The organism is Burkholderia sp. PU8-34 (assembly GCF_053427725.1).
In genome coordinates this window covers 139,619-160,805 of record NZ_JBSAXC010000014.1, presented here as the reverse complement: position 1 = coordinate 160,805, position 21,187 = coordinate 139,619, and the positions used below count along the sequence as shown (strand labels likewise).

Sequence of the window (21,187 nt, the reverse complement as noted above, 5' to 3'; positions counted from 1 at the left end):
GATCACACGCAAGAGCACTTTATGAGCAAAGACTACAAAGATCTGCTGGTTTCCCTCGACATCGGCACGTCGAAGGTCGTGGCCGTCGTCGCCGAGCTGAAGGGCGAAGGCCACTACGAGGTGATCGGTCTCGGCCAGAGCGAATCGAAAGGTCTGAAAAAGGGTGTGGTGGTCAACATCGAGGCCACCGTGCAGTCGATCCAGCGCGCGCTCGAGGAAGCCGAGCTGATGGCCGACTGCAAGATCACCAACGTGTTCACGGGGATCGCCGGCAGCCACATCCGCAGCTTCAATTCGAGCGGGATGGTCGCGATCAAGGACAAGGAAGTCACGCAGACGGACGTCGCGCGCGTGATCGAGACCGCGAAGGCGATCAACATCCCGACCGACCAGCAGGTGCTGCACATCCTCACGCAGGAATTCATCATCGACGGCCAGGAAGACGTGCGCGAGCCGATCGGGATGAGCGGCATCCGTCTCGAGGTGAAGGTGCACATCGTGACGGGCGCGGTGAGCGCCGCGCAGAACATCGTCAAGTGCGTGCGCCGCTGCGGGCTGGAAGTGAACGACCTGATCCTGCAGCCGCTCGCGTCGTCGCTCGCGGTGCTGACCGAGGACGAGAAGGATCTCGGCGTGGTGCTGGTCGACGTCGGCGGCGGCACGACCGACATCGCGATCTTCGCCGAAGGCGCGATCCGCCACACCGCGGTGATTCCGATCGCCGGCGACCAGATCACGAGCGACATTGCGATGGCGCTGCGCACGCCGACGCCGGACGCGGAAGACATCAAGGTCGGCTACGGGATCGCGAAGCAGGCGCTCGCCGATCCGGACGAGATGGTCGAAGTGCCGGGCCTCGGCGAACGCGGCCCACGCACGCTGTCGCGCCAGGCGCTTGCGGCGGTGATCGAGCCGCGTGTCGAGGAGCTGTTCTCGCTCGTGCAGCAGGTCGTGCGCGAGTCGGGCTACGAAGAACTGCTGAGCTCCGGCGTGGTCATTACCGGCGGCGCGGCGATGATGCCGGGCATGGTCGAGCTCGGCGAAGACATTTTCCTGAAACCGGTGCGCATCGGCGCGCCGGAGTACGCAGGCGGCCTCGCCGACGTCGTGCGCAATCCGCGCTATTCGACGGCGATGGGCCTGCTGGTGGAAGGCAGTGCCCAGCGCATGCGCGGCCGCAAGGTCGCCGTGCAGTCCGGCAACGCGGGGCAGATCTTCTCGCGGATGAAGGAATGGTTCCTGAGCAATTTTTGAGTCCCCCCACGGCTCGGCATGCCGAGCCTGCCCCCCGAGGGGGCCAAGAAAACTTGGGGCGGCCCGGGGTTTTCTTGGGGACGAACCGAATCGGAATTCGCGCCGGTGCCGGCGGCTGGCGCGCGACAGGGGGTTGCCCGATCTCCTGCCGAATAACGGCCGAGTAGCGGTAATTTTCTTGACGGAGGCAACAATGGAATTCCAAATGCTGGAAACCGAAACCAACGGCACCATCATCAAGGTGGTGGGCGTTGGCGGCGCTGGCGGCAATGCCGTGCAGCACATGATCAACCGCGGCGTGCAGGGCGTCGACTTCATCGTGATGAACACGGACGCGCAGGCGCTGTCGCGTTCGCGCGCACCGTCGGTGATCCAGCTCGGCAACACCGGCCTCGGCGCCGGCGCGAAGCCGGAAATGGGCCGTGCGGCTGCCGAAGAAGCACGTGAGCGCATCGCCGATGCGCTGCGCGGCGCGCACATGGTGTTCATCACGGCCGGCATGGGCGGTGGCACCGGCACGGGCGCGGCGCCGGTCGTCGCGCAGATCGCGAAGGAGATGGGCATCCTGACGGTCGGTGTCGTCAGCAAGCCGTTCGAGTTCGAAGGCGGCAAGCGGATGCGCGTCGCTGAAGCAGGTTCGCAGCAACTGGAGGATCACGTCGACTCGCTGATCGTCGTGCTGAACGACAAGCTGTTCGACGTGATGGGCGATGACGCCGAGATGGACAAGTGCTTCCAGTGCGCGGACGACGTGTTGAACAACGCGGTCGCCGGCATCGCCGAAATCATCAATGTCGATGGCCTGGTGAACGTCGACTTCGAAGACGTGAAGACGGTGATGGGCGAGCAGGGCAAGGCGATGATGGGCACGGCGACGGTCGCCGGCGTCGATCGCGCGCGGCTCGCGGCGGAACAGGCCGTGGCGAGCCCGCTGCTCGAAGGCGTCGACCTGTCGGGCGCGCGCGGCGTGCTGGTCAACATCACGTCGAGCCGTTCGCTGCGCCTGTCGGAAACGCGCGAAGTGATGAACACGATCAAGAGCTACGCGGCGGAAGACGCCACGGTGATCTTCGGTGCGGTGTACGACGACGCGATGGGCGATGCGCTGCGCGTGACGGTCGTGGCGACGGGTCTGGGCCGTGCGGCGAAGAAGCAGCAATCGGCACCGATGACGCTGCTGCGCACCGGCACGGACAACCAGCCGATCAACGCGGTGTCGCACAACAGCTACGCACCGGCGCATCATGTGAGCACGGCCGACTACGGCGCGCTCGACACGCCGGCCGTGTGGCGCAACTCGCGCGAAACCGCGGCATCGCACGTGCAGGCGCTGCAGGAGAAGGGTGTCGACACGTACGACATCCCGGCTTTCCTGCGCAAGCAGGCTGACTGACGCACACGGGCGAAGCCGCGGCGGGGTCGCCGCGGTGTAGCCGCGTGACGGATGCTACGGACCACGACAGGCCGCGTCGGCTGCGACGCCGGGCCGGGAAACGTGCCCTCTTCGCTTCGGCGGGGCGGGATGGGCCGTGCTGTCCGTGTAACACGCGAAACCGTATCGCTATGAGGGACCAGGCATGATTCAAGTGGGCGACGCGCTGCCCGACGCGCAACTGTTCGAGTTCATCGACGACGCGCAAGACGGCTGTACGCTGGGGCCGAACGCCCGCAGCGTGCGCGAGCAGACGGCGGGCAAGCGGGTGGTGATCTTCGGGTTGCCCGGCGCTTTCACGCCGACCTGTTCGGCGCAACATGTGCCGGGCTACGTCGAGCACGCCGAGCAATTGCGCGCGGCCGGCATCGACGAGATCTGGTGCGTGTCCGTCAACGACGCATTCGTGATGGGCGCTTGGGGACGTGATCTGCACACCGCGGGCAAGGTGCGCATGATGGCGGACGGCAGCGCGGCTTTCACTCATGCGCTGGGGCTGACGCAGGATTTGTCCGCGCGTGGCATGGGGATTCGCTCCCTGCGCTACGCGATGGTGGTCGACGACGGTGTGGTCAAGACGCTGGCCGTCGAAGCGCCGGGCAAGTTCGAAGTGAGCGATGCGGCGAGTGTGCTGGCAATGTTGAAGTCCTGATTGCGCAGCGCGCCGTTGCCTGCGGGCAACGTTGCGCAGCGGCCGCAGGGCAGTTGTAACACGGGCTGATGACCGGAAACGCCTCCGTTCCGGGCGTCGGCCCGTCCCGTATCGGTGCGGGTAAACGGCCGAAACAGTTTGATACGCAGTTTCAAACAGCGTTGAATAGGGAATTACGCTATAATCTCACCTATCGAATATAACTCCTGATTGAAATCTTCAATCAAGACGAAGAACACCATGCTGAAGCAGCGCACCATCAAATCGATCGTGAAGACCGTCGGTATCGGTCTCCACTCGGGCCGCAAGGTCGAACTGACGCTCCGTCCCGCGGCGCCGGGCACGGGCATCGTATTTTCGCGTGTCGATCTGCCCACGCCCGTCGACATCCCGGCATCGGCGATGTCGATCGGCGACACGCGGCTCGCGTCGGTGCTGCAGAAGGATGGCGCGCGCGTGTCGACGGTCGAGCATCTGATGTCCGCATGCGCGGGCCTCGGCATCGACAACCTGTATGTCGACGTGACGGCCGAGGAAATCCCGATCATGGACGGCAGCGCGGCATCGTTCGTGTTCCTGATCCAGTCCGCCGGCATCGAAGAGCAGAACGCGCCGAAGCGTTTCATCAAGGTGAAGAAGCCGGTCGAAATTCGCGACGGCGACAAGTTCGCGCGTCTCGATCCCTATTTCGGCTTCAAGCTGAAGTTCACGATCGACTTCCGTCACCCGGCCGTCGACAAGACGGGCCAGGAGCTCGAGGTCGATTTCGCGAACACGTCGTACGTGCGCGAGATCGCGCGTGCACGCACGTTCGGCTTCGCACACGAGGTCGAGATGATGCGCGAGCTGGGTCTCGCACGCGGCGGCAGCATGGACAACGCGATCGTGCTCGACGAGTACCGCATCCTGAACAACGACGGGCTGCGCTACGACGACGAGTTTGTGAAGCACAAGATGCTCGATGCGATCGGCGACCTGTATGTGGTCGGCCATCCGCTGCTGGCGTCGTACACCGCGTACAAGTCGGGTCACGGGCTGAACAACGCGCTGCTGCGCGAGCTGCTCGCACACGACGACGCGTACGAGATCGTCACGTTCGACGATCCTCAGGCCGCGCCGAAAGGCTTCGCGTTCGATATGCAGACGGCATTCGCGTGAGCGGCGGTTTGCACAAACGATAAAAAAGCGGCCTTCGGGCCGCTTTTTCGTTGGCCGGCCGCCGCCGGCGGCGCGTGCCGTCAGCGCGGCTTCGCGCCATGCCGCGCGGCCATCCGCGCGAGCGCGGCCTGCAGCGGCGACGGTTCGAGATGGTCGGCGAGATCGCGCAGCGCGGCCGCGCCGACCGACGTCATCCGCGCCTGCTTCACGTGCGGCGGCTCCGGCGCGTCCTTCGGCCGCACGCGCACGCGCAGCGTCGTCACCGGCCAGCCGCGCCGCTGGAGATCCGCGAGCAGCCGCGGCTCGACCTGCCGCAGCCGCGCGGCCAGCGCGTTGTGCGCGGCAAAGAGGGTCAGGGTGCCGTCCTTGATGAAGCCCGGTTCGATGTGGTTCGCAAGATAGTCGGGCAGGAGCGCGGCGAGGTCGCGCTGCAGCGACGCGACCTGTTCGACGCCGGCGCGCAGCGCCGCGAATGCGTCGGTGCGGTTGAGCACTTCGGACACGGGTTGCGGGCGATACGCGGCGAGCGGGCCGAAACGCTTGGAAAATCGGTTCATCGAGGCATTCTTCGGGCGCGCACGCGCGCGGACGTTGACGCCGATTGTACCCGTGGCGGCGCGCCTGCGGCGGGCTTTCGCGCCGCTCGCCCGGTTGCCGGGACGCGTCGGCCGTCAAGCCATGACACCGGCGCGTGCTCCCCCGCGTGCTAAAATTCGATGTTTGAATCCACTCATACGCTAAGCCGCCGAGGCTCGGGCGTCGGGGCGCGCAACTCGCGCCGGGCGCCGGTGCTGCGACGCAGGATCCGATCCGATGACAACCGGTTTTCTCCAGAAAATTTTTGGCAGTCGCAACCAGCGGCTCGTCAAGCAATATCAAAAGACCGTCGCGGCGATCAATGCGCTCGAAACGCAGATCGAGAAGCTGACGGACGACCAGTTGCGCGGCAAGACGGACGAGTTCCGCCAGCGAATCGCGGCCGGCGAGTCGCTCGACAAGCTGCTGCCCGAGGCGTTCGCGGTCTGCCGCGAGGCGAGCCGCCGGGTGCTGAAGATGCGCCACTTCGACGTGCAGCTGATCGGCGGCATGGTGCTCCATTACGGCAAGATCGCCGAAATGCGCACCGGCGAAGGCAAGACGCTCGTCGCGACGCTGCCCGTGTACCTGAATGCGCTGTCGGGCCGCGGCGTGCACGTCGTGACGGTCAACGACTACCTCGCGCAGCGTGACGCCGAGTGGATGGCGCGCCTCTACAACTTCCTCGGGCTGTCGGTCGGCATCAACCTGTCCGGCATGGAGCACGAGCAGAAGCAGCAGGCCTACGCGTCCGACATCACGTACGGCACGAACAACGAGTTCGGCTTCGACTACCTGCGCGACAACATGGTCTACGAGACCGGCGCGCGCGTGCAGCGCTCGCTCAATTTCGCGGTGGTCGACGAGGTCGACTCGATCCTGATCGACGAAGCGCGTACGCCGCTGATCATCTCGGGCCAGGCCGAGGACCACACCGAGCTGTACGTGCGGATGAACGCGCTGCCGCCGCTGCTCGAGCGCCAGATCGGCGAAGAGAAGGCCGACGGCACGGGCGTCGAGAAGCCGGGCGACTATACGCTCGACGAAAAGGGGCGCCAGGTGTTCCTGACGGAGTCGGGCCACGAGAAGGCCGAGCGCCTGCTCGCCGAGTGGGGCCTGATCGGTGACGGCGAGAGCCTGTATGCGCCGCAGAACATCACGCTGATGCACCACGTGTACGCGGCGCTGCGCGCACACACGCTGTTCCAGATCGACCAGCACTACGTCGTGCAGAACGGCGAGGTGATCATCGTCGACGAATTCACGGGCCGCCTGATGGCGGGCCGCCGCTGGTCCGACGGCCTGCACCAGGCGGTCGAGGCGAAGGAGCACGTGAAGATCCAGAGCGAGAACCAGACGCTCGCGTCGATCACGTTCCAGAACTACTTCCGGATGTACGCGAAGCTGTCGGGCATGACCGGCACCGCGGACACCGAAGCGTACGAATTCAACGAGATCTACGGTCTCGAGACGGTCGTGATCCCGACCAACCGTCCGCCGAAGCGGATCGACAAGCAGGATCAGATCTACAAGACCGCGAAGGAGCGCTACGACGCGGTGATCCGCGACATTCGCGATTGCCACGAGCGCGGCCAGCCGGTGCTCGTCGGCACGACGTCGATCGAGAACTCCGAGCTGCTGTCGCACCTGCTGAAGCAGGCCGGGCTGCCGCACGAGGTGCTGAACGCGAAGCAGCACGCGCGTGAAGCGGCGATCGTCGCCGAAGCGGGCCGTCCGAAGCGCATCACGATCGCGACCAACATGGCGGGCCGCGGTACCGACATCGTGCTCGGCGGCAACGCCGAGAAGCAGGCCGCGTTCATCGAGGCCGACGAGTCGGTTCCGGCGGACGAAAAGGCGCGCCGCATCCAGCAGCTCCACGACGAATGGGAGACGCTGCACGAGCAGGTGAAGGCCGCGGGCGGCCTGCACATCATCGGCACCGAGCGCCACGAGTCGCGCCGGATCGACAACCAGCTCCGCGGCCGTGCAGGCCGTCAGGGCGATCCGGGCTCGTCGCGCTTCTACCTGTCGCTCGACGATCCGCTGCTGCGCATCTTCGCCGGCGACCGCGTGCGCTCGATCATGGACCGCCTGAAAATGCCGGAAGGCGAGGCGATCGAGGCCGGCATCGTCACGCGCTCGATCGAATCTGCGCAGCGCAAGGTCGAGGCCCGCAACTTCGACATCCGCAAGCAGCTGCTCGAGTATGACGACGTCGCGAACGATCAGCGCAAGGTCATTTACCAGCAGCGCAACGAGCTGCTCGAAGCGCACGACATCACCGAGACCATCACCGCGATGCGTCACGGCGTGATCAGCGAAGTCGTTCGCCAGTTCGTGCCGGCGGCCAGCATCGAAGAGCAGTGGGACGTGCCCGAGCTCGAGGAAGCGCTGCGCAACGACTGGCAGCTCGATCTCGCGATCCAGGAAATGGTGAACGAGTCGTCGTCGATCACCGCCGACGAGATTCTTGAAGCGGTGACGACCGCGGCCGACGAGCAGTACGAGTCGAAGGTCGCACTGGTCGGCCGCGAGTCGTTCAGCGCGTTCGAGCGCTCGGTGATGCTGCAGGCGGTCGACCGCCTGTGGCGCGAGCACCTCGCGGCGCTCGACCACCTGCGCCAGGGCATCCACCTGCGCGGCTATGCGCAGAAGAACCCGAAGCAGGAGTACAAGCGCGAGGCGTTCGAGCTGTTCGCCGCGATGCTCGAGGCGATCAAGCAGGAAGTCACGCGGATCGTGATGAACGTCCAGATTCAGTCGCCCGAGCAGCTCGAGGAAGCGGCCGAGCAGATCGAGGAGCGCGGCAGCGGCAATCTCGATAACGTCGAGTACCAGCATGCCGAGTTCGCGGAAGCCGGCGCACCGGTGGCAGGCGGCGCGGCGGTCGCGGCTGCGACGGCCGAGATGGTCGGCAGCGCGATGACGCATAGCGGCCCCGGCGGCGAGATGCCGAAGGTCGGCCGCAACGATCCGTGCCCGTGCGGCAGCGGCAAGAAGTACAAGCACTGTCACGGCAAGCTGTCATGATCGAAGGCGGCGCGCGAAACGCGCCGCTTCGCCAGCAGCTTCGCGTGAGTGATGTCAGTTGCGGCGGTCCGCGCGTGCGGCCGCCGGTTCTTCCAATCGATGCCGGCATGTGCCGGCATTTTCCTTCCGGCAGGTGTGCCCCATGGCTGTCAATTTTCCGTCGATCGATCCCGCCCAACTGCATCCCGTCGCCGGCGTCACGCTGGGCTGGGCCGAGGCGAACATTCGCAAGCCGAATCGCAAGGACGTGCTGGTCATTTCCGTCGAGGAAGGCGCAACGGTCGCCGGCGTATTCACCGAGAACCGCTTCTGTGCAGCGCCCGTGACCGTGTGCCGCGAGCATCTGGCAACGGTGCGCGCGGGCGGCGCGGGCATTCGCGCGCTCGTCGTGAACACCGGCAACGCGAACGCGGGCACCGGCGAGCCGGGCCTCGCGCACGCACGCGAGACCTGCGCGGAGCTCGCGCGCCTCGCGGGCGTCGAGCCGTCGCAGGTGCTGCCGTTCTCGACCGGCGTGATTCTCGAGCCGCTGCCGATCGACCGCCTGAAGGCCGGCCTGCCGGCGGCGCTCGCGAACCGCCAGGCTGCGCACTGGTACGACGCGGCACAGGCGATCATGACGACCGACACGCTGCCGAAGGCGACGTCGCGCCAGGTGACGATCGACGGCCACACGGTCACGCTGACGGGCATCAGCAAGGGGGCGGGCATGATCAAGCCGAACATGGCGACGATGCTCGGCTTCCTCGCGTTCGACGCGAAGGTCGCGCAGCCGGTGCTCGACGCGCTCGTGAAGGAAGTCGCGGACCGCTCGTTCAACTGCATCACGATCGATGGCGACACGTCGACGAACGACTCGTTCATCCTGATCGCGTCCGGCAAGAGCACGCTGCCGGAGATCACGTCGACCGATTCGCCCGCGTACGCGGGGCTGCGCGACGCGGTGACCGAAGTCGCGCAAGTGCTGTCGCAGCTGATCGTGCGCGACGGCGAAGGCGCGACGAAATTCATGACGGTGCAGGTCGAAGGCGGCCGCAATGTCGCCGAGTGCCGCCAGATCGCATACGCGATCGGCCACTCCCCGCTCGTGAAGACCGCGTTCTATGCGTCGGACCCGAACCTCGGCCGCATTCTCGCGGCGATCGGCTACGCGGGCGTCGGCGATCTCGACGTCGGCAAGATCGACCTGTATCTCGACGACGTGCTGGTCGCGAAGGCGGGCGGCCGCAACCCGGCCTACCAGGAAGAGGACGGCCAGCGCGTGATGAAGCAGAGCGAGATCACGATCCGCGTGCTGCTCGGCCGCGGCGACGCGCAGGCGACGATCTGGACGTGCGACCTGTCGCACGATTACGTGAGCATCAACGCGGACTACCGTTCCTGATCGAGGACGGTCGATCATCATGGACAAGCTCGAACAGTTTCTGACGCGCGCGGAAGCGCTGCTCGGCCGTCTCGAGGCGATGCTGCCGCCGGCGCAGGCCGCCGTCGACTGGAACGCCGCGCACGCGTTCCGCTGGCGCAAGCGCCAGGGGCGCGGTTATCTGCAGCCGGTGCCGGCCGCATCGACGATCACGCTCGCCGACCTGCACAACATCGATCGCCAGAAAAGCCTGATCGAGCAGAACACGCGGCAGTTCGTGCAGCAGAAGCCGGCCAACAACGTGTTGCTGACGGGCGCGCGCGGTACCGGCAAGTCGTCGCTGATCAAGGCGTGCCTGAACGCGTATGCGAAGGACGGGCTGCGCCTGATCGAAGTCGACAAGGACGATCTGCACGATCTCGGCGATATCGTCGAGCTGATCGCACAGCGTCCCGAGCGCTTCGTCGTGTTCTGCGATGACCTGTCGTTCGAGGAAGGCGAGTCGGGCTACAAGGCGCTGAAGGTCGCGCTCGACGGCTCGGTCGCCGCGCAATCGGACAACGTGCTGATCTACGCGACGTCGAATCGCCGCCATCTGCTGCCTGAGTACATGAGCGACAACGAGACGTACAAGCACCTGCCCGACGGCGAGATCCATCCCGGCGAAGTCGTCGAGGAGAAGATTTCGCTGTCCGAGCGCTTCGGTTTGTGGGTCAGCTTCTATCCGTTCAAGCAGGACGATTACCTCGGGATCGTCGCGCACTGGCTGCACCATTTCGGCTGCGACAACGCCGAGATCGAAACGGCGCGCGGCGATGCGCTCGTCTGGGCGCTCGAGCGCGGTTCGCGCTCGGGACGCGTCGCGTGGCAGTTCGCGCGCGACTGGTCGGGCCGCAAGGAGCAGGCATGAGCACGGACATCGCACGGGACGCCGTGCACGCGCCCGACGGCCGGAAAGTGACCGAAGTCGCGGTCGGCATCATGGTGCAGCCGGACGGCCGGTATCTGCTCGCGCAGCGCCTGCTGGGCAAGCCGTACGAAGGCTACTGGGAGTTTCCGGGCGGCAAGCTGGAGGCCGGGGAAAGCGTCGAGGACGCGCTCGCGCGCGAACTCCACGAGGAACTCGGCATCGTCGTCACGGCCTGCCATCGCTGGCACACGCTCGAGCACGATTATCCGCACGCGTATGTGCGGCTCTATTTCTGCAAGGTGACGGGCTGGACGGGCGAGCCGCACAGCAAGGAAGGGCAGGCGTTCGTCTGGCAGCACCTGCCGGTCGACGTTGCGCCGCTGTTGCCTGCGGCGCTGCCGATCCTGGAACTGCTTGCAAAGGACGAAGCGCAACGCTGAAGTCCGGGGCTCGTCCGCAGTGGCGGGCCCGAATCACGATCACGCGATCGTGCGCTCGCCGCAGGACGAACCGCTCAGCGGTTACGGTTTCCGTCCGTGCCGTCTTCTTCGGACAACGGAGCGTCGTCCGAATTGCTGCCGATCCGATACTTTTCGGCAGCCCATGCGCCGAGATCGAGCTGCTTGCAGCGGGCGGAACAGAAGGGACGGAAGCGATTTTCAGGTGTCCAGCGCACTTCGGCGCCGCACGACGGACATTTCACAACGGTAGTCATACGAAAACGTCGATCCGGCACTCGGCCGTTACAGATTGCACAGGGTCAGGTGGAACGGCACGTCGATGTCCACCGCACGTGGCCGCACGTCGCCGTCCTGCATCGTGAAGCGCACCCACAGCATGTACTTGTTCGCACTTGCTTCGGGAATCACGCGCAATTCCGGCGCCACGCGCACCTGCATCAGCTGATAGCTCCGACCGGACAGCATCTGCTGATAGCTGCCCTGCATCGCCATCACCTTCGATGCCTGCCCCGATTCGCGTGCGAGGCGCAGCACGATTGCCGCAGCGTCGCGCAGCGGCAGCAGCGGCATGATCCACTTCGCGATGTCCTGGCGCCGCTGTTCGGCAGGCCACTGCTGCCATGCGTAGTACGACGGCAGGTCGAATTTGCACGTGCCGCCGGGAATGACCGCGCGGCTGCGGATGCTGGCAAGCCATTCGTTGTCGACCAGATGCTGGCCGGTCTTGCCCTGCATTTGCGCGAGATTCGCGAGCGTCTGCTCGATTTCGCCGAGCACGGCTTCCAGTGCGTTCTGTTCGATGCCGGGATTGCCGCGAAACGGCGCGAGCGTCTGGCGCTGACGTTCGAGTTCCTTCATCAGCTCCGATTTCAGATCGGCGCGGCCTGTGACTTCGGCGATCTCGAACAGCGTCGTCAGGGCGATGTGATGTTCTCGCGCGTCTTCTTGAGCCAAAAAGAACGCGAAGCGCTCGAACAAGTCTTCGAGGCGCAGCAACGTGCGAATTCGCTCATTGAACGGATACTCGTAAAGAATCAAGCGCGCTCGCCTCTCGCGTAGGGAATGAAACAATGCAGGACATTCTAATGCGCACTGTCTACCCTGGCCAAGCGCCAATTTCGTGCGCGGTCACACGGTCGCGCGCGGGCCGCGTGCGCGCGGCGCCGCGATGCGGCGATCATTTTTCCTCTGACGAGTAAGCGAGATAGCGCTGGTGCAGCGCATCGACCTGCGCGGCGAGTGTATCGGGTGTCGTCGCATCGTTGACGATCACGTCGTCGGCAGCGGCGAGACGCGCGTCGCGCGTCGCCTGTCGCGCGACGATCGCCTCGACCTGTTCGTGCGTGAATCCGTTGCGGCGCATCACGCGCGCGATCTGGGTCTCGACATCGCAATCGACGACGAGCACGCGATCGACGCGCGCCTTCCAGTTGCCGGACTCGACGAGGAGCGGCACGACGTACATCACGTACGCGCCTCGCGCGTCGCGCCCTTCGCGGTCGGTCTCCGCGCGGATCAGCGGATGCGTGATCGCCTCGAGACGCCGCCGTGCCGCATCGTCGCTGAAGATCAGCGTGCGCATCTTCGCGCGGTCGAGCGAGCCGTCCGCTGCGACGAATTCGGCGCCGAATGCCTGCGCGATCGCCGGCATCGCGAGCCCGCCGGGTGCGGTGATGCGATGGGCGATCAGGTCGGTGTCGACGAGCGACGCACCGCGGGCCGCGAACAAATCCGCGACGGTGGTCTTGCCGCTGCCGATTCCACCGGTGAGTCCTACTGCAAACATGTCAGCCTCCGCCGGGCCGCCCCAAGGGCGTAGCAAAGAACGCCCAGAGCATCGCCCTGTGCCTGCGTAGCCGGCCGGCCTTGCAAAGCCGGCCGTGAGCGGCTGACCGCCCCTTCGGCGGGCAGCGAGCAAAGTGAGCGTGAGGGGTGTTTCATTTCAGCCTCCGAGCGCCGAGTAGAAAGGGGTGCCGAAAAACAGCGTCGCGGCACCGCCGGCGGCGAGAAACGGGCCGAACGGAATCGGCTCCTCGAAACGCATGCGGCCGCGCCACGTCGCGACGAGGCCGACGATCGCGCCCGTCACTGCGGCAAACAGCACCACTTGCGGCAGCGCGGCCCAGCCCATCCATGCACCGAGCGCGCCGAGCAGCTTCAGGTCGCCGAAGCCGATGCCCTCGATGCCGCGCAGCCACCTGAACAGCCAGTAGATCGACCACAGGAACAGGTACCCGGCCATCGCGCCGATGACGGCGGCGCGCAGCGACGTGAACGTGCCGCCGAGATTCAGCGCGAGCCCGGCCCACAGGAGCGGCAGCGTCATCGAGTCGGGCAGGTAGCCGGTCCGGATGTCGATTGCACTCATCGCGAGCAGCGCGGCGCACATGCCGAACGCGGCGAGCGCGGCAACGGTCGGCCCGAACGCGGTGAGCGAGCCGGCGGCAAGCAACGCGCCCGCCAGTTCGATCAGCAGGTAGCGTATGCCGATCGCGTGGCCGCACTGGCGGCAGCGTCCGCGCTGCAGCAGGTAGCTGACGAGCGGAATGTTTTCCCACACCCGCAGCACGTGGCCGCATTGCGGACACGCGCTGCGCGGATGCCACAGATCGTAGCGCGGCGGATAGCCGTCGTCGGTTTCCGCGCTGGTGCCCGTGGCTTCGGCGATTTCTGCGCGCCATGCGCGCTCCATCATCACGGGCAGACGATGAACGACGACGTTGATGAAGCTGCCGACGCACAGGCCGAACACGACGGCGAACGCGTACTGCGCGGCAGGCGGCAGCGTCGCCAGCACGGGCAAGGCGGGGGCAGCGAACAGAGGCATGGATGTCATGGGGCGGGGCGATCGGGCTAAAAGGCGACAGATTCGGTTGCGATGCTACACCACGTTGCCGAGCTGAAGGATGGGCAGGTACATCGCGACGACCAGGCTGCCCACCAGCGCGCCCAGCACGATCACGATCAGCGGCTCGCCGAGCGCGGCGAGCGTATCGAGATGCGCATCGAGCTGACGTTCGCACAGCGCGGCGATGTCGGCGAGCATCGTATCGAGCGCGCCGGTTTCTTCCGCGACCGCGATCGGCCGGACGACGTCGTCCGGAAAGCAGCCGGCCGACTGCATCGCATCGGCGAGCCGCGCGCCTTGCAGCACGCGCGCGGCGATGCGCGCGGTGGCCTGCTCGTACACGGGATGGCCGGCCGTGCGTTCGAGCGTCGCGAACGCGTCCGCGAGCGGCACGCCGGCGCCGAGCAGGGTCGCGAGCGACCGGCACCATCGCGCGGCGGCGAACCGGCCCAGCGCGCCGCCAATGAGCGGCACGCGCAACATCGCGCTGGCAAACGCGAACCGCGCGGCGGGCAGGCGACGGATGGCGTGCCGGGCGGCGATGCTCGCCACGGCGGCGCCGGCCAGCAGCGGAAGGCCCCACGCCGATGTCGCGGACGCGAGCGCGAGCAGCACGCGCGTCGGTGCCGGCAGCGCGGCGCCGAATCCGTCGAAGATCTGCCGGAACGTCGGCACGACCCACAGCATCAGCGCGACCGTGATGGCGAGCGCGAACACGATGACCGCGACCGGATACGCGAGCGCGGCACGCAGCTTGCGCCGCTGCGCATCAGCGCGCTCGCGGTGGTCCGCGACGCGCGTCAGCACCGTGCCGAGCGCACCGGACGTCTCGCCGACCTCGATCAGCTGGCAATACAGCGAACCGAACTGCGACGGATAGCGGGCGAGCGCCGCGGCGAAGCGTCGACCGTCGACGATCTGGCGTGCAAGGCCGGCCGCGATGCGCGGCATGCCGTCCGGTCCGCCGGTGCGCGCGAGCGTCTCCAGCGACGGTGCGAGCGGCAAGCCGGCCTGCAGCAGGCTGGCGAGCTGACGCGTGAAGCGCGTGACATCGCGACCGCGGGCGTTCGGCGGCGGGGCCGTGCCGCGCGCGTCGAGCGACAGCACGGCGATGCCGTTGCGCGCGAGGTGCGCGCGTGCGCCGGCTGCGTCAAACGCGATGATGGCCCCGCGGCGCGGCGTGCCGTCTCGGTGGCGCCCGCGCCAGGCGAAGCGGATTTCCCGCGGCGGCGTTTGCGTACTCATGCGTCGGGCGTCATCGCGAGCGCTTCCGAGAGACTCGTCGTGCCGTCCAGCACGCGAGCGAGCACGGCTGCGCGCAGCGTGCGCACGCCTTCGCTTGCGGCGTGCCGGGCGAGCTGGCCGACGCTCGCGCGTGCAACGATCCGTTCCGCCAGCCCGGGCGAAACCGGCATCGTCTGGTGCACGCCGATGCGGCCCCGGTAGCCGATGCCGTGGCAGGCGGCGCAGCCGCGCGCAACGAACGGCCGCCAACCCGATACCAGCGCCGACGGATCGCAGCCGGCTTCGCGCAACAGGCGCGCCGGCGCGTCCGACGGTGTGCGGCAGGTGGCGCACAGGCGGCGCACGAGGCGCTGCGCGGTGACGAGGCGCAGCGCCGCTGCGAGGTTGTACGGCGCGACGCCGATGTCGAGCAGTCGCGCGACGGCGGCGGGCGCATCGTTCGTATGCAGCGTCGACAGCACGAGGTGCCCGGTCTGCGCCGCCTTGATCGCGACATCGGCCGTTTCCGCATCGCGGATCTCGCCGACCATGATGACGTCCGGATCCTGCCGCAACAGCGCGCGCAGCGCGGTGGCGAAGGTCAGCCCGGCCTTCTCGGCGATGCCGACCTGATTGATGCCGTCGAGCTGGATCTCGGCCGGATCCTCGACCGTGCAGACGTTGTATGCATCGCGATCGAGCATCTGCAGCGCGCAATACAGCGACAGCGTCTTGCCGCTGCCTGTCGGCCCGGTAACGAGCACGAGGCCGTGCGGCGCGCGGATCGCCGCCTCCATGGCGGCGGCCTGTTGCGCGTCGAAGCCGAGGTTGGCGAGCGTGAGTTCGGGCGGCAGCGTTTCGAGACGGCGCAGCACGAGTTTTTCGCCGAACAGCGTGGGAAGCGAGCTGACCCGGTAGTCGCCGCGTTCGCCGTCGGTCAACGCGATGCGCAGCCGGCCGTCCTGCGGGAGGCGGCGCTCGGCGATGTCCATGCGCGCGAGCACCTTGATCCGGGTAACGAATGCGTCGCGCAAGTGCACGGGCGGCCGCGACTGCTCGTGCAGCACGCCGTCGACGCGCAGGCGGATCCGCCAGCCGGCTTCGAACGGTTCGATGTGGATGTCGGACGCCGCGCGCTCGCTCGCGGCGCGCAGCGTATCCGTCAGGAGGCGCGCGGCGGGTGCTTCGTCGAGCCGGGCCGCGTCGAGCGGGCGAGGGCCGGCGGACGGCGCAGGGTCGGGAATGGCGGGCATCCCGTCGGATGGGTTGAAAAGCATGATTGCCGGCGCGTCGGCCGCCTTGTTACCGTGACCCTGGCATGGTCGCGCGGCAACGGCGGCGCCGACAGTCGGCCGTTCGGCCAGCGCAAGCTCGCGGTGAGCGTGAGCCGGCCTTGATGCCCTTCAATGCACGAGGCTGCGCGCGTTGCGAGCCGTGCGCGGCTTGAAGAGCTTGACGGTGCGCACCGCCTGGTCGTCGCTGCGCATCACCTCGAGCATCACGTCGCCGACCTTCAGGCACACGTCGTCTTCTGGAATTTCCTCGAGGACTTCGAGGATCAGGCCGTTGAGCGTCTTCGGCCCGTCCGTCGGCAGTTTCAGGTGCAGCCAGCGGTTCAGCTCGCGCAGCGGCATGCTGGCCGCGACGATGCATTCACCGTTCTCGTCCCAGCCGCCCTTGCGCTCGCTGCGCGGCATCGACGTCGTGAACTCGCCGATCAGCTCCTCGATGATGTCCTCGGGCGTGACGAGGCCTTCGAGCTCGCCGTATTCGTTGACGATCAGCGCCGTGCGATGGCGGCTTTCCTGGAAGAACTGAAGCTGCTGGAACACCGGCGTGCCCGACGGCACGTAGTACGGCTCGGCGAGCAGCGTACGCAGCGTTTCGCGGTCGAAATCCTGGTTGTGCAGCGCGGTCAGCGTCTTGCGCACGTGCAGGACGCCGAGCACCTTGTCGATGTCGCCCTCGTAGACGACGAGCCGGTTGTGATAGCAGGTCTCCAGCTGATGGAGGATGTCGTCGAGCGGCGCAAAGAAATTGAGCGATTCGATCTGACGGCGCGGCACCATCACGTCGTCGACGGTGATGTTCTCGAGGTCGAACAGGTTGAGCAGGATGCTGCGGTGCTTGGTCGGCATGAAGCTGCTCGACTCGAGCACGATGGTGCGCAATTCATCGGGCGACATCCGCTGGTCGCGACCCTTGGCCGTATTGATGCGCAGCACCCACAGTACTCCGTGCGCCAGTGCGTTGACGAACCAGACGATCGGCTTGAGCACGCGCATCAGCGGCGCGATCACGAGGCTCGCGGGCAGTGCGATGCGCTCGGGGAACGTCGCGCCGGCGATCTTCGGCGCGATCTCCGCGAACACGATGATCAGGAACGCGACGATGCCGGTCGCGATCGACAGCGCGAGGTTGTTACGGCCGAACGTATGCAGTGCGATCGACGTCGTGAGGACCGGGATGATCGTGTTGAACAGGTTGTTGCCGATCAGGATCACGCTGAGCAGCTGGTCGGTGCGCGTGAGCAGACCCTGGGTCGTTTTGGCGCCCAGCGCGCCCTTGCCCGCGAGGTGCTTCAGCCGATGGCGGTTGAGCGCCATCATCGCGGTTTCGGAAATGGAAAAGAAGCTGGAGCAGAGGAGAAGCAGGAAGACGGCGCCGATTTGCGCCCATAAGGGAATTTGGTCCACGCGTCGGAAAGGGCAGTGAAGGACAGGGATGGAGGGACTATAGCAGAGGCCGGTGGCCGGGACGTGTCGCGAAGCGGATCGGCCTTCCCGGCCATCAGGCAAAAAAAAACCGTGCACTTGCGTGCACGGTTTTTCACAAATCTGGTCGGGGTGAGAGGATTCGAACCTCCGGCCTCTACGTCCCGAACGTAGCGCTCTACCAGGCTAAGCTACACCCCGATTTGGACTCTTCCGACTAGGCAGTCTTCTTTAAGACCGCTGCGTCATCAGCCAAGAACATAACTATACCGACACTTTTTCGAAAATGGAACACTTTTTTGAAGAAATTTTTGAGATGCTGGTCTGGCGGTCCATTTCGACCGGCCTCATCGTCAAGGACGGAGGCCGGAAGTACTAAAGCGGTCGGGCGGCTCGCACCCGGCCGCGTGCGTTCACGATTGTCGCGACGTCGAATACGAGCACAGCTCGAGCAGGCTTTCCTTGTAGACGGAATCCGGGAACGCGGCGATCGCGGCGGCCGCGGCCTGCGCTTCCTGTCGCGCGCATTCGAGCGTGTGGTCGAGCGCGCCGGAGCGCGTGATCGCGTCGAAAATCGTGTCGAAGCGGTCGGTACCGCCTTGCTCGATCGCTTCGCGCGCGAGCTTGGCCTGTTCGGGCGTGCCGCGCTCGATCAGGTAGATGAGCGGCAGCGTCGGCTTGCCTTCGCGCAGGTCGTCGCCGGCATTCTTGCCCATCGCTTCGGCGGTGCCCGCGTAGTCGAGCCAGTCGTCCATGATCTGGAACGCGGTGCCGATGCGGCGACCGTATTCGGCGGCGGCGGCTTCGGTCGTTGCGTCGACGCCCGCGAGAACCGCGCCGAGACGGGCCGACGCCTCGAACAGCTTGGCCGTCTTGTAGCGGATCACCTGCATGTAGCGGGACTCGTCGACGTCCGCGTCGTGCATGTTCAGCAGCTGCAGCACCTCGCCTTCGGAAATGATGGTCGTCGCTTCGGAGAGAATCTCCATCACGCGCATCTTGCCGACGCCGACCATCATCTCGAACGAGCGGGAATAGAGGTAGTCGCCTACCAGCACGCTCGCCGCGTTGCCGAACAGCGCATTGGCCGTCTGGCGGCCGCGCCGCAGCTCGGATTCGTCGACGACGTCGTCGTGCAGCAGCGTCGCCGTGTGGATGAACTCGACGACGGCGGCCAGCACATGCCGCTGGTGCGACGTTTCGCCGAGCGCGCCCGCGACGAGCAGCAGCAACGCCGGACGCAGCCGCTTGCCGCCCGCGCCGATGATGTACTCGGCGATCTGGTTGATCAGCACCACGTCGGACGCGAGGCTTTGCCGGATGACGCGATTCACCTGCTCCATATCGCTGGCGATCGGGGCGAGCAGATGGGCGGCGCTGAGGGTGGGGGAGGCGGTGGACGACGACATGATCATGGAATTGGGTGATGCCGCGGATTATAAGTCGAATCCGCGGCACGCCGGGTTGTCGCCCGCGCCGCATGCGCGATTTTGGCCGTCCGGCCGAGGCCCGCGCGCGGCAATCGCTGATCGGCTTTGACAGCGCTGCTAACTCTCTGTATAATCACGCCTTTTCCGCGCGTGGTGTGCGGAAAAATTGGATCCAGAGTGAGGTTCTCAATGTACGCGGTCATAAAAACCGGCGGCAAGCAGTACAAGGTTGCCGTTGGCGAAAAACTCAAAGTAGAACAGATACCGGCTGACATTGACGCTGAAATCACGCTCGACCAGGTTCTCGCAGTGGGCGAAGGCGAATCGATTAAGTTCGGTACGCCGCTGGTCAGTGGGGCTTCCGTCAAGGCCACCGTTGTGTCGCACGGTCGTCATGCCAAGGTCACCATCTTCAAGATGCGTCGCCGGAAGCACTACCAAAAGCACGGCGGCCACCGCCAGAACTACACTGAGCTGCGCATCGACGCGATCAACGCGTAAGCGCCTCGGTAAAGGAGCAATCAGATGGCACACAAAAAGGCAGGCGGCTCTTCCCGGAACGGCCGCGACTCCGAGTCGAAACGTCTCGGCGTGAAGGTGTACGGCGGCCAGGCGATCAACGCCGGCGGCATCATCGTGCGTCAGCGCGGCACCCGCATGCACGCTGGCGAGAACGTCGGCATGGGCAAGGATCACACCCTGTTCGCGCTGGTCGACGGCCACGTGAAGTTCGCGACGAAGGGCGCGGACAAGAAGCATACGGTCATCGTCGTCCCGGCGGCAGCCTAAGTCAGGCATCCACGGGCTTCGTAGCCTGAAGGCCCCGCAGTTGTCGCGGGGCCTTTTTTATTTTGTCGCTGCGCAGGCGCAATTGGCCGGATGGCCGATTGTTCAAGCGCGGCGGCGCGCGGCACAATAGCGGAAATACTGGGCGGAGTAACGAATGAAGTTCATTGACGAAGCACGAATCGAAGTCATCGCCGGAGACGGAGGCGATGGCAGCGCGTCGATGCGCCGCGAGAAATTCGTTCCGTTCGGCGGGCCGGACGGCGGCGACGGCGGCCGGGGCGGCAGTGTCTATGCGATCGCCGACCGCAACATCAACACGCTGATCGACTACCGTTACGCGAAGAAGCACCTGGCGCGCAACGGCGAGAACGGCCGCGGTTCGGACTGCTACGGCAAGGGCGGCGACGATATCACGCTGCGCATGCCGGTCGGCACGATCATCAACGACATGGACACCGGCGAGCTGATCGCCGACCTGACCGAGCACGACCAGAAAGTGATGCTCGCGAATGGCGGGGCGGGCGGTCTCGGCAACCTGCACTTCAAGTCGAGCACGAACCGCGCGCCGCGCCAGAAGACCGACGGCAAGCCCGGCGAACGCCGGATGCTGCGGCTCGAGCTGAAGGTGCTCGCCGACGTCGGCCTGCTCGGCATGCCGAACGCGGGCAAGTCGACGTTCATTTCGTCGGTGTCGAATGCGAAGCCGAAGATTGCCGATTACCCGTTCACGACGCTCGCGCCGAATCTCGGCGTCGTGCGCGTCGGGCCGAGCAAGAGCTTCGTGATCGCCGACATCCCGGGACTGATCGAGGGCGCGGCCGAAGGCGCAGGCCTCGGCCATCAGTTCCTGCGTCACCTGCAGCGTACGGGCGTGCTGCTGCATCTCGTGGATCTCGCGCCGTTCGACGAAAACGTCGATCCGGTTGCCGAGGCGACGGCGATCGTCGGCGAGCTGCGCAAGTACGACGAGGCGCTCTACGAGAAGCCGCGCTGGCTCGTGCTCAACAAGCTCGACATGGTGCCCGAGGACGAGCGCGAGGCGCGCGTCGCGGATTTCCTCGAGCGCTTCGGCTGGGACGGCCCCGTGTTCGAGATTTCGGCGCTGACGGGCCAGGGCTGCGAGGCGCTGTGCTATGCGATCTACGATTACCTCGCGGCGCATTCGGACGCGCATCGCGCCGAGGAAGCGGAAGATCTGGCGGCCGACGTGCGCTTCCGCGACGCGCCGTCGGCCGACGCTCAGGACAGCGACGCCTGAGCGGTCAGCATGCACCGGGCGCGAGCCGCCCGGCGGCGGAATTCAATCGCGCCCGGCCGGGCTAGGCATCACTTACAGGAGACAG

At 66.3% G+C, this 21,187-nt stretch carries 20 protein-coding genes and 1 tRNA gene; 11 read left to right on the top strand and 10 right to left on the bottom strand.

The features are described 5' to 3' along the window. Nucleotides 1-21: 21 nt before the first annotated feature. The 4 genes from ftsA (at nucleotide 22) to lpxC (ending at nucleotide 4,496) form a co-directional block, all read left to right on the top strand. Nucleotides 22-1,254, top strand: a complete 1,233-nt coding sequence (ftsA, locus tag ACV22Z_RS27420) for a cell division protein FtsA (protein ID WP_124509643.1) — start codon at nucleotides 22-24, stop codon at nucleotides 1,252-1,254. A 193-nt stretch (nucleotides 1,255-1,447) separates the two neighbouring features. Next, nucleotides 1,448-2,647, top strand: a complete 1,200-nt coding sequence (gene ftsZ, locus ACV22Z_RS27415; protein ID WP_017333468.1) for a cell division protein FtsZ — start codon at nucleotides 1,448-1,450, stop codon at nucleotides 2,645-2,647. A gap of 184 nt (nucleotides 2,648-2,831) precedes the next feature. Continuing rightward, a complete protein-coding gene (locus ACV22Z_RS27410) occupies nucleotides 2,832-3,338 on the top strand; it encodes a redoxin family protein (RefSeq protein ID WP_448079406.1) in 507 nt (168 codons plus the stop codon). 240 nt (nucleotides 3,339-3,578) lie between these two features. Then, nucleotides 3,579-4,496, top strand: coding sequence for a UDP-3-O-acyl-N-acetylglucosamine deacetylase (lpxC, locus tag ACV22Z_RS27405; RefSeq protein WP_448079405.1), 918 nt, complete (start codon nucleotides 3,579-3,581; stop codon nucleotides 4,494-4,496). An 80-nt stretch (nucleotides 4,497-4,576) separates the two neighbouring features. Here the strand turns inward: lpxC and ACV22Z_RS27400 are convergent, their stop codons facing one another. Then, the gene (locus ACV22Z_RS27400) at nucleotides 4,577-5,053 is read right to left on the bottom strand and encodes a DciA family protein (protein WP_448079404.1); all 477 of its coding nucleotides are present in this window, start codon (nucleotides 5,051-5,053) and stop codon (nucleotides 4,577-4,579) included. A 256-nt stretch (nucleotides 5,054-5,309) separates the two neighbouring features. Here ACV22Z_RS27400 and secA point away from each other — a divergent pair, with 256 nt between their 5' ends. The 4 genes from secA to ACV22Z_RS27380 all read left to right on the top strand — a co-directional run bounded on the left by secA (nucleotide 5,310) and on the right by ACV22Z_RS27380 (nucleotide 10,818). Further along, nucleotides 5,310-8,105: a preprotein translocase subunit SecA gene (gene secA, locus ACV22Z_RS27395; protein ID WP_448079403.1), complete on the top strand. Its 2,796-nt coding sequence runs from the start codon at nucleotides 5,310-5,312 to the stop codon at nucleotides 8,103-8,105. Between the two features lie 142 nt (nucleotides 8,106-8,247). Continuing rightward, complete coding sequence (argJ, locus tag ACV22Z_RS27390) at nucleotides 8,248-9,489, top strand: bifunctional glutamate N-acetyltransferase/amino-acid acetyltransferase ArgJ (RefSeq protein ID WP_448079402.1); 1,242 nt, start codon at nucleotides 8,248-8,250, stop codon at nucleotides 9,487-9,489. A gap of 19 nt (nucleotides 9,490-9,508) precedes the next feature. Further along, complete coding sequence (locus ACV22Z_RS27385; protein WP_448079401.1) at nucleotides 9,509-10,378, top strand: ATP-binding protein; 870 nt, start codon at nucleotides 9,509-9,511, stop codon at nucleotides 10,376-10,378. Further along, a complete protein-coding gene (locus ACV22Z_RS27380; RefSeq protein WP_448079400.1) occupies nucleotides 10,375-10,818 on the top strand; it encodes an NUDIX domain-containing protein in 444 nt (147 codons plus the stop codon). The genes ACV22Z_RS27385 and ACV22Z_RS27380 overlap by 4 nt, the downstream gene beginning before the upstream one ends. Nucleotides 10,819-10,892: 74 nt before the next feature. On the opposite strand, the gene ACV22Z_RS27375 is transcribed toward ACV22Z_RS27380, so the two are convergent. The 9 genes from ACV22Z_RS27375 to ACV22Z_RS27335 all read right to left on the bottom strand — a co-directional run bounded on the left by ACV22Z_RS27375 (nucleotide 10,893) and on the right by ACV22Z_RS27335 (nucleotide 19,034). After that, entirely contained in the window at nucleotides 10,893-11,093 is a 201-nt protein-coding gene (locus ACV22Z_RS27375; protein WP_448079399.1) for a DNA gyrase inhibitor YacG, read from the bottom strand. A gap of 28 nt (nucleotides 11,094-11,121) precedes the next feature. Next, entirely contained in the window at nucleotides 11,122-11,877 is a 756-nt protein-coding gene (zapD, locus tag ACV22Z_RS27370) for a cell division protein ZapD (protein WP_448079427.1), read from the bottom strand. 139 nt (nucleotides 11,878-12,016) lie between these two features. Then, nucleotides 12,017-12,625 (bottom strand): dephospho-CoA kinase, encoded by a 609-nt coding sequence (gene coaE, locus ACV22Z_RS27365; protein WP_448079398.1) that lies wholly within the window; start codon nucleotides 12,623-12,625, stop codon nucleotides 12,017-12,019. 156 nt (nucleotides 12,626-12,781) lie between these two features. After that, nucleotides 12,782-13,675: a prepilin peptidase gene (locus tag ACV22Z_RS27360; RefSeq protein WP_448079397.1), complete on the bottom strand. Its 894-nt coding sequence runs from the start codon at nucleotides 13,673-13,675 to the stop codon at nucleotides 12,782-12,784. A gap of 45 nt (nucleotides 13,676-13,720) precedes the next feature. Next, nucleotides 13,721-14,932: a type II secretion system F family protein gene (locus ACV22Z_RS27355; RefSeq protein ID WP_448079396.1), complete on the bottom strand. Its 1,212-nt coding sequence runs from the start codon at nucleotides 14,930-14,932 to the stop codon at nucleotides 13,721-13,723. Then, nucleotides 14,929-16,188 (bottom strand): GspE/PulE family protein, encoded by a 1,260-nt coding sequence (locus ACV22Z_RS27350; protein WP_448079395.1) that lies wholly within the window; start codon nucleotides 16,186-16,188, stop codon nucleotides 14,929-14,931. Before ACV22Z_RS27350 ends, ACV22Z_RS27355 begins: the two co-directional genes overlap by 4 nt. 126 nt (nucleotides 16,189-16,314) lie before the next feature. After that, nucleotides 16,315-17,607 (bottom strand): HlyC/CorC family transporter, encoded by a 1,293-nt coding sequence (locus ACV22Z_RS27345; protein ID WP_448079394.1) that lies wholly within the window; start codon nucleotides 17,605-17,607, stop codon nucleotides 16,315-16,317. A gap of 142 nt (nucleotides 17,608-17,749) precedes the next feature. Beyond that, a tRNA-Pro gene (locus ACV22Z_RS27340) sits at nucleotides 17,750-17,826 on the bottom strand. Nucleotides 17,827-18,038: 212 nt separating this feature from the next. Then, nucleotides 18,039-19,034: a polyprenyl synthetase family protein gene (locus ACV22Z_RS27335; RefSeq protein ID WP_448079393.1), complete on the bottom strand. Its 996-nt coding sequence runs from the start codon at nucleotides 19,032-19,034 to the stop codon at nucleotides 18,039-18,041. A 210-nt stretch (nucleotides 19,035-19,244) separates the two neighbouring features. On the opposite strand from ACV22Z_RS27335, the gene rplU reads away from it, so the two are divergent. The 3 genes from rplU (at nucleotide 19,245) to obgE (ending at nucleotide 21,102) form a co-directional block, all read left to right on the top strand. Further along, nucleotides 19,245-19,556, top strand: a complete 312-nt coding sequence (gene rplU, locus ACV22Z_RS27330) for a 50S ribosomal protein L21 (RefSeq protein ID WP_006025184.1) — start codon at nucleotides 19,245-19,247, stop codon at nucleotides 19,554-19,556. A 24-nt stretch (nucleotides 19,557-19,580) separates the two neighbouring features. Beyond that, nucleotides 19,581-19,844 carry a 50S ribosomal protein L27 gene (gene rpmA, locus ACV22Z_RS27325; RefSeq protein WP_006400419.1) on the top strand — a complete coding sequence of 88 codons (264 nt, stop codon included), beginning with the start codon at nucleotides 19,581-19,583 and terminating at the stop codon, nucleotides 19,842-19,844. Nucleotides 19,845-19,998: 154 nt separating this feature from the next. Then, nucleotides 19,999-21,102 (top strand): GTPase ObgE, encoded by a 1,104-nt coding sequence (gene obgE, locus ACV22Z_RS27320; RefSeq protein ID WP_448079392.1) that lies wholly within the window; start codon nucleotides 19,999-20,001, stop codon nucleotides 21,100-21,102. Nucleotides 21,103-21,187: the final 85 nt, after the last annotated feature.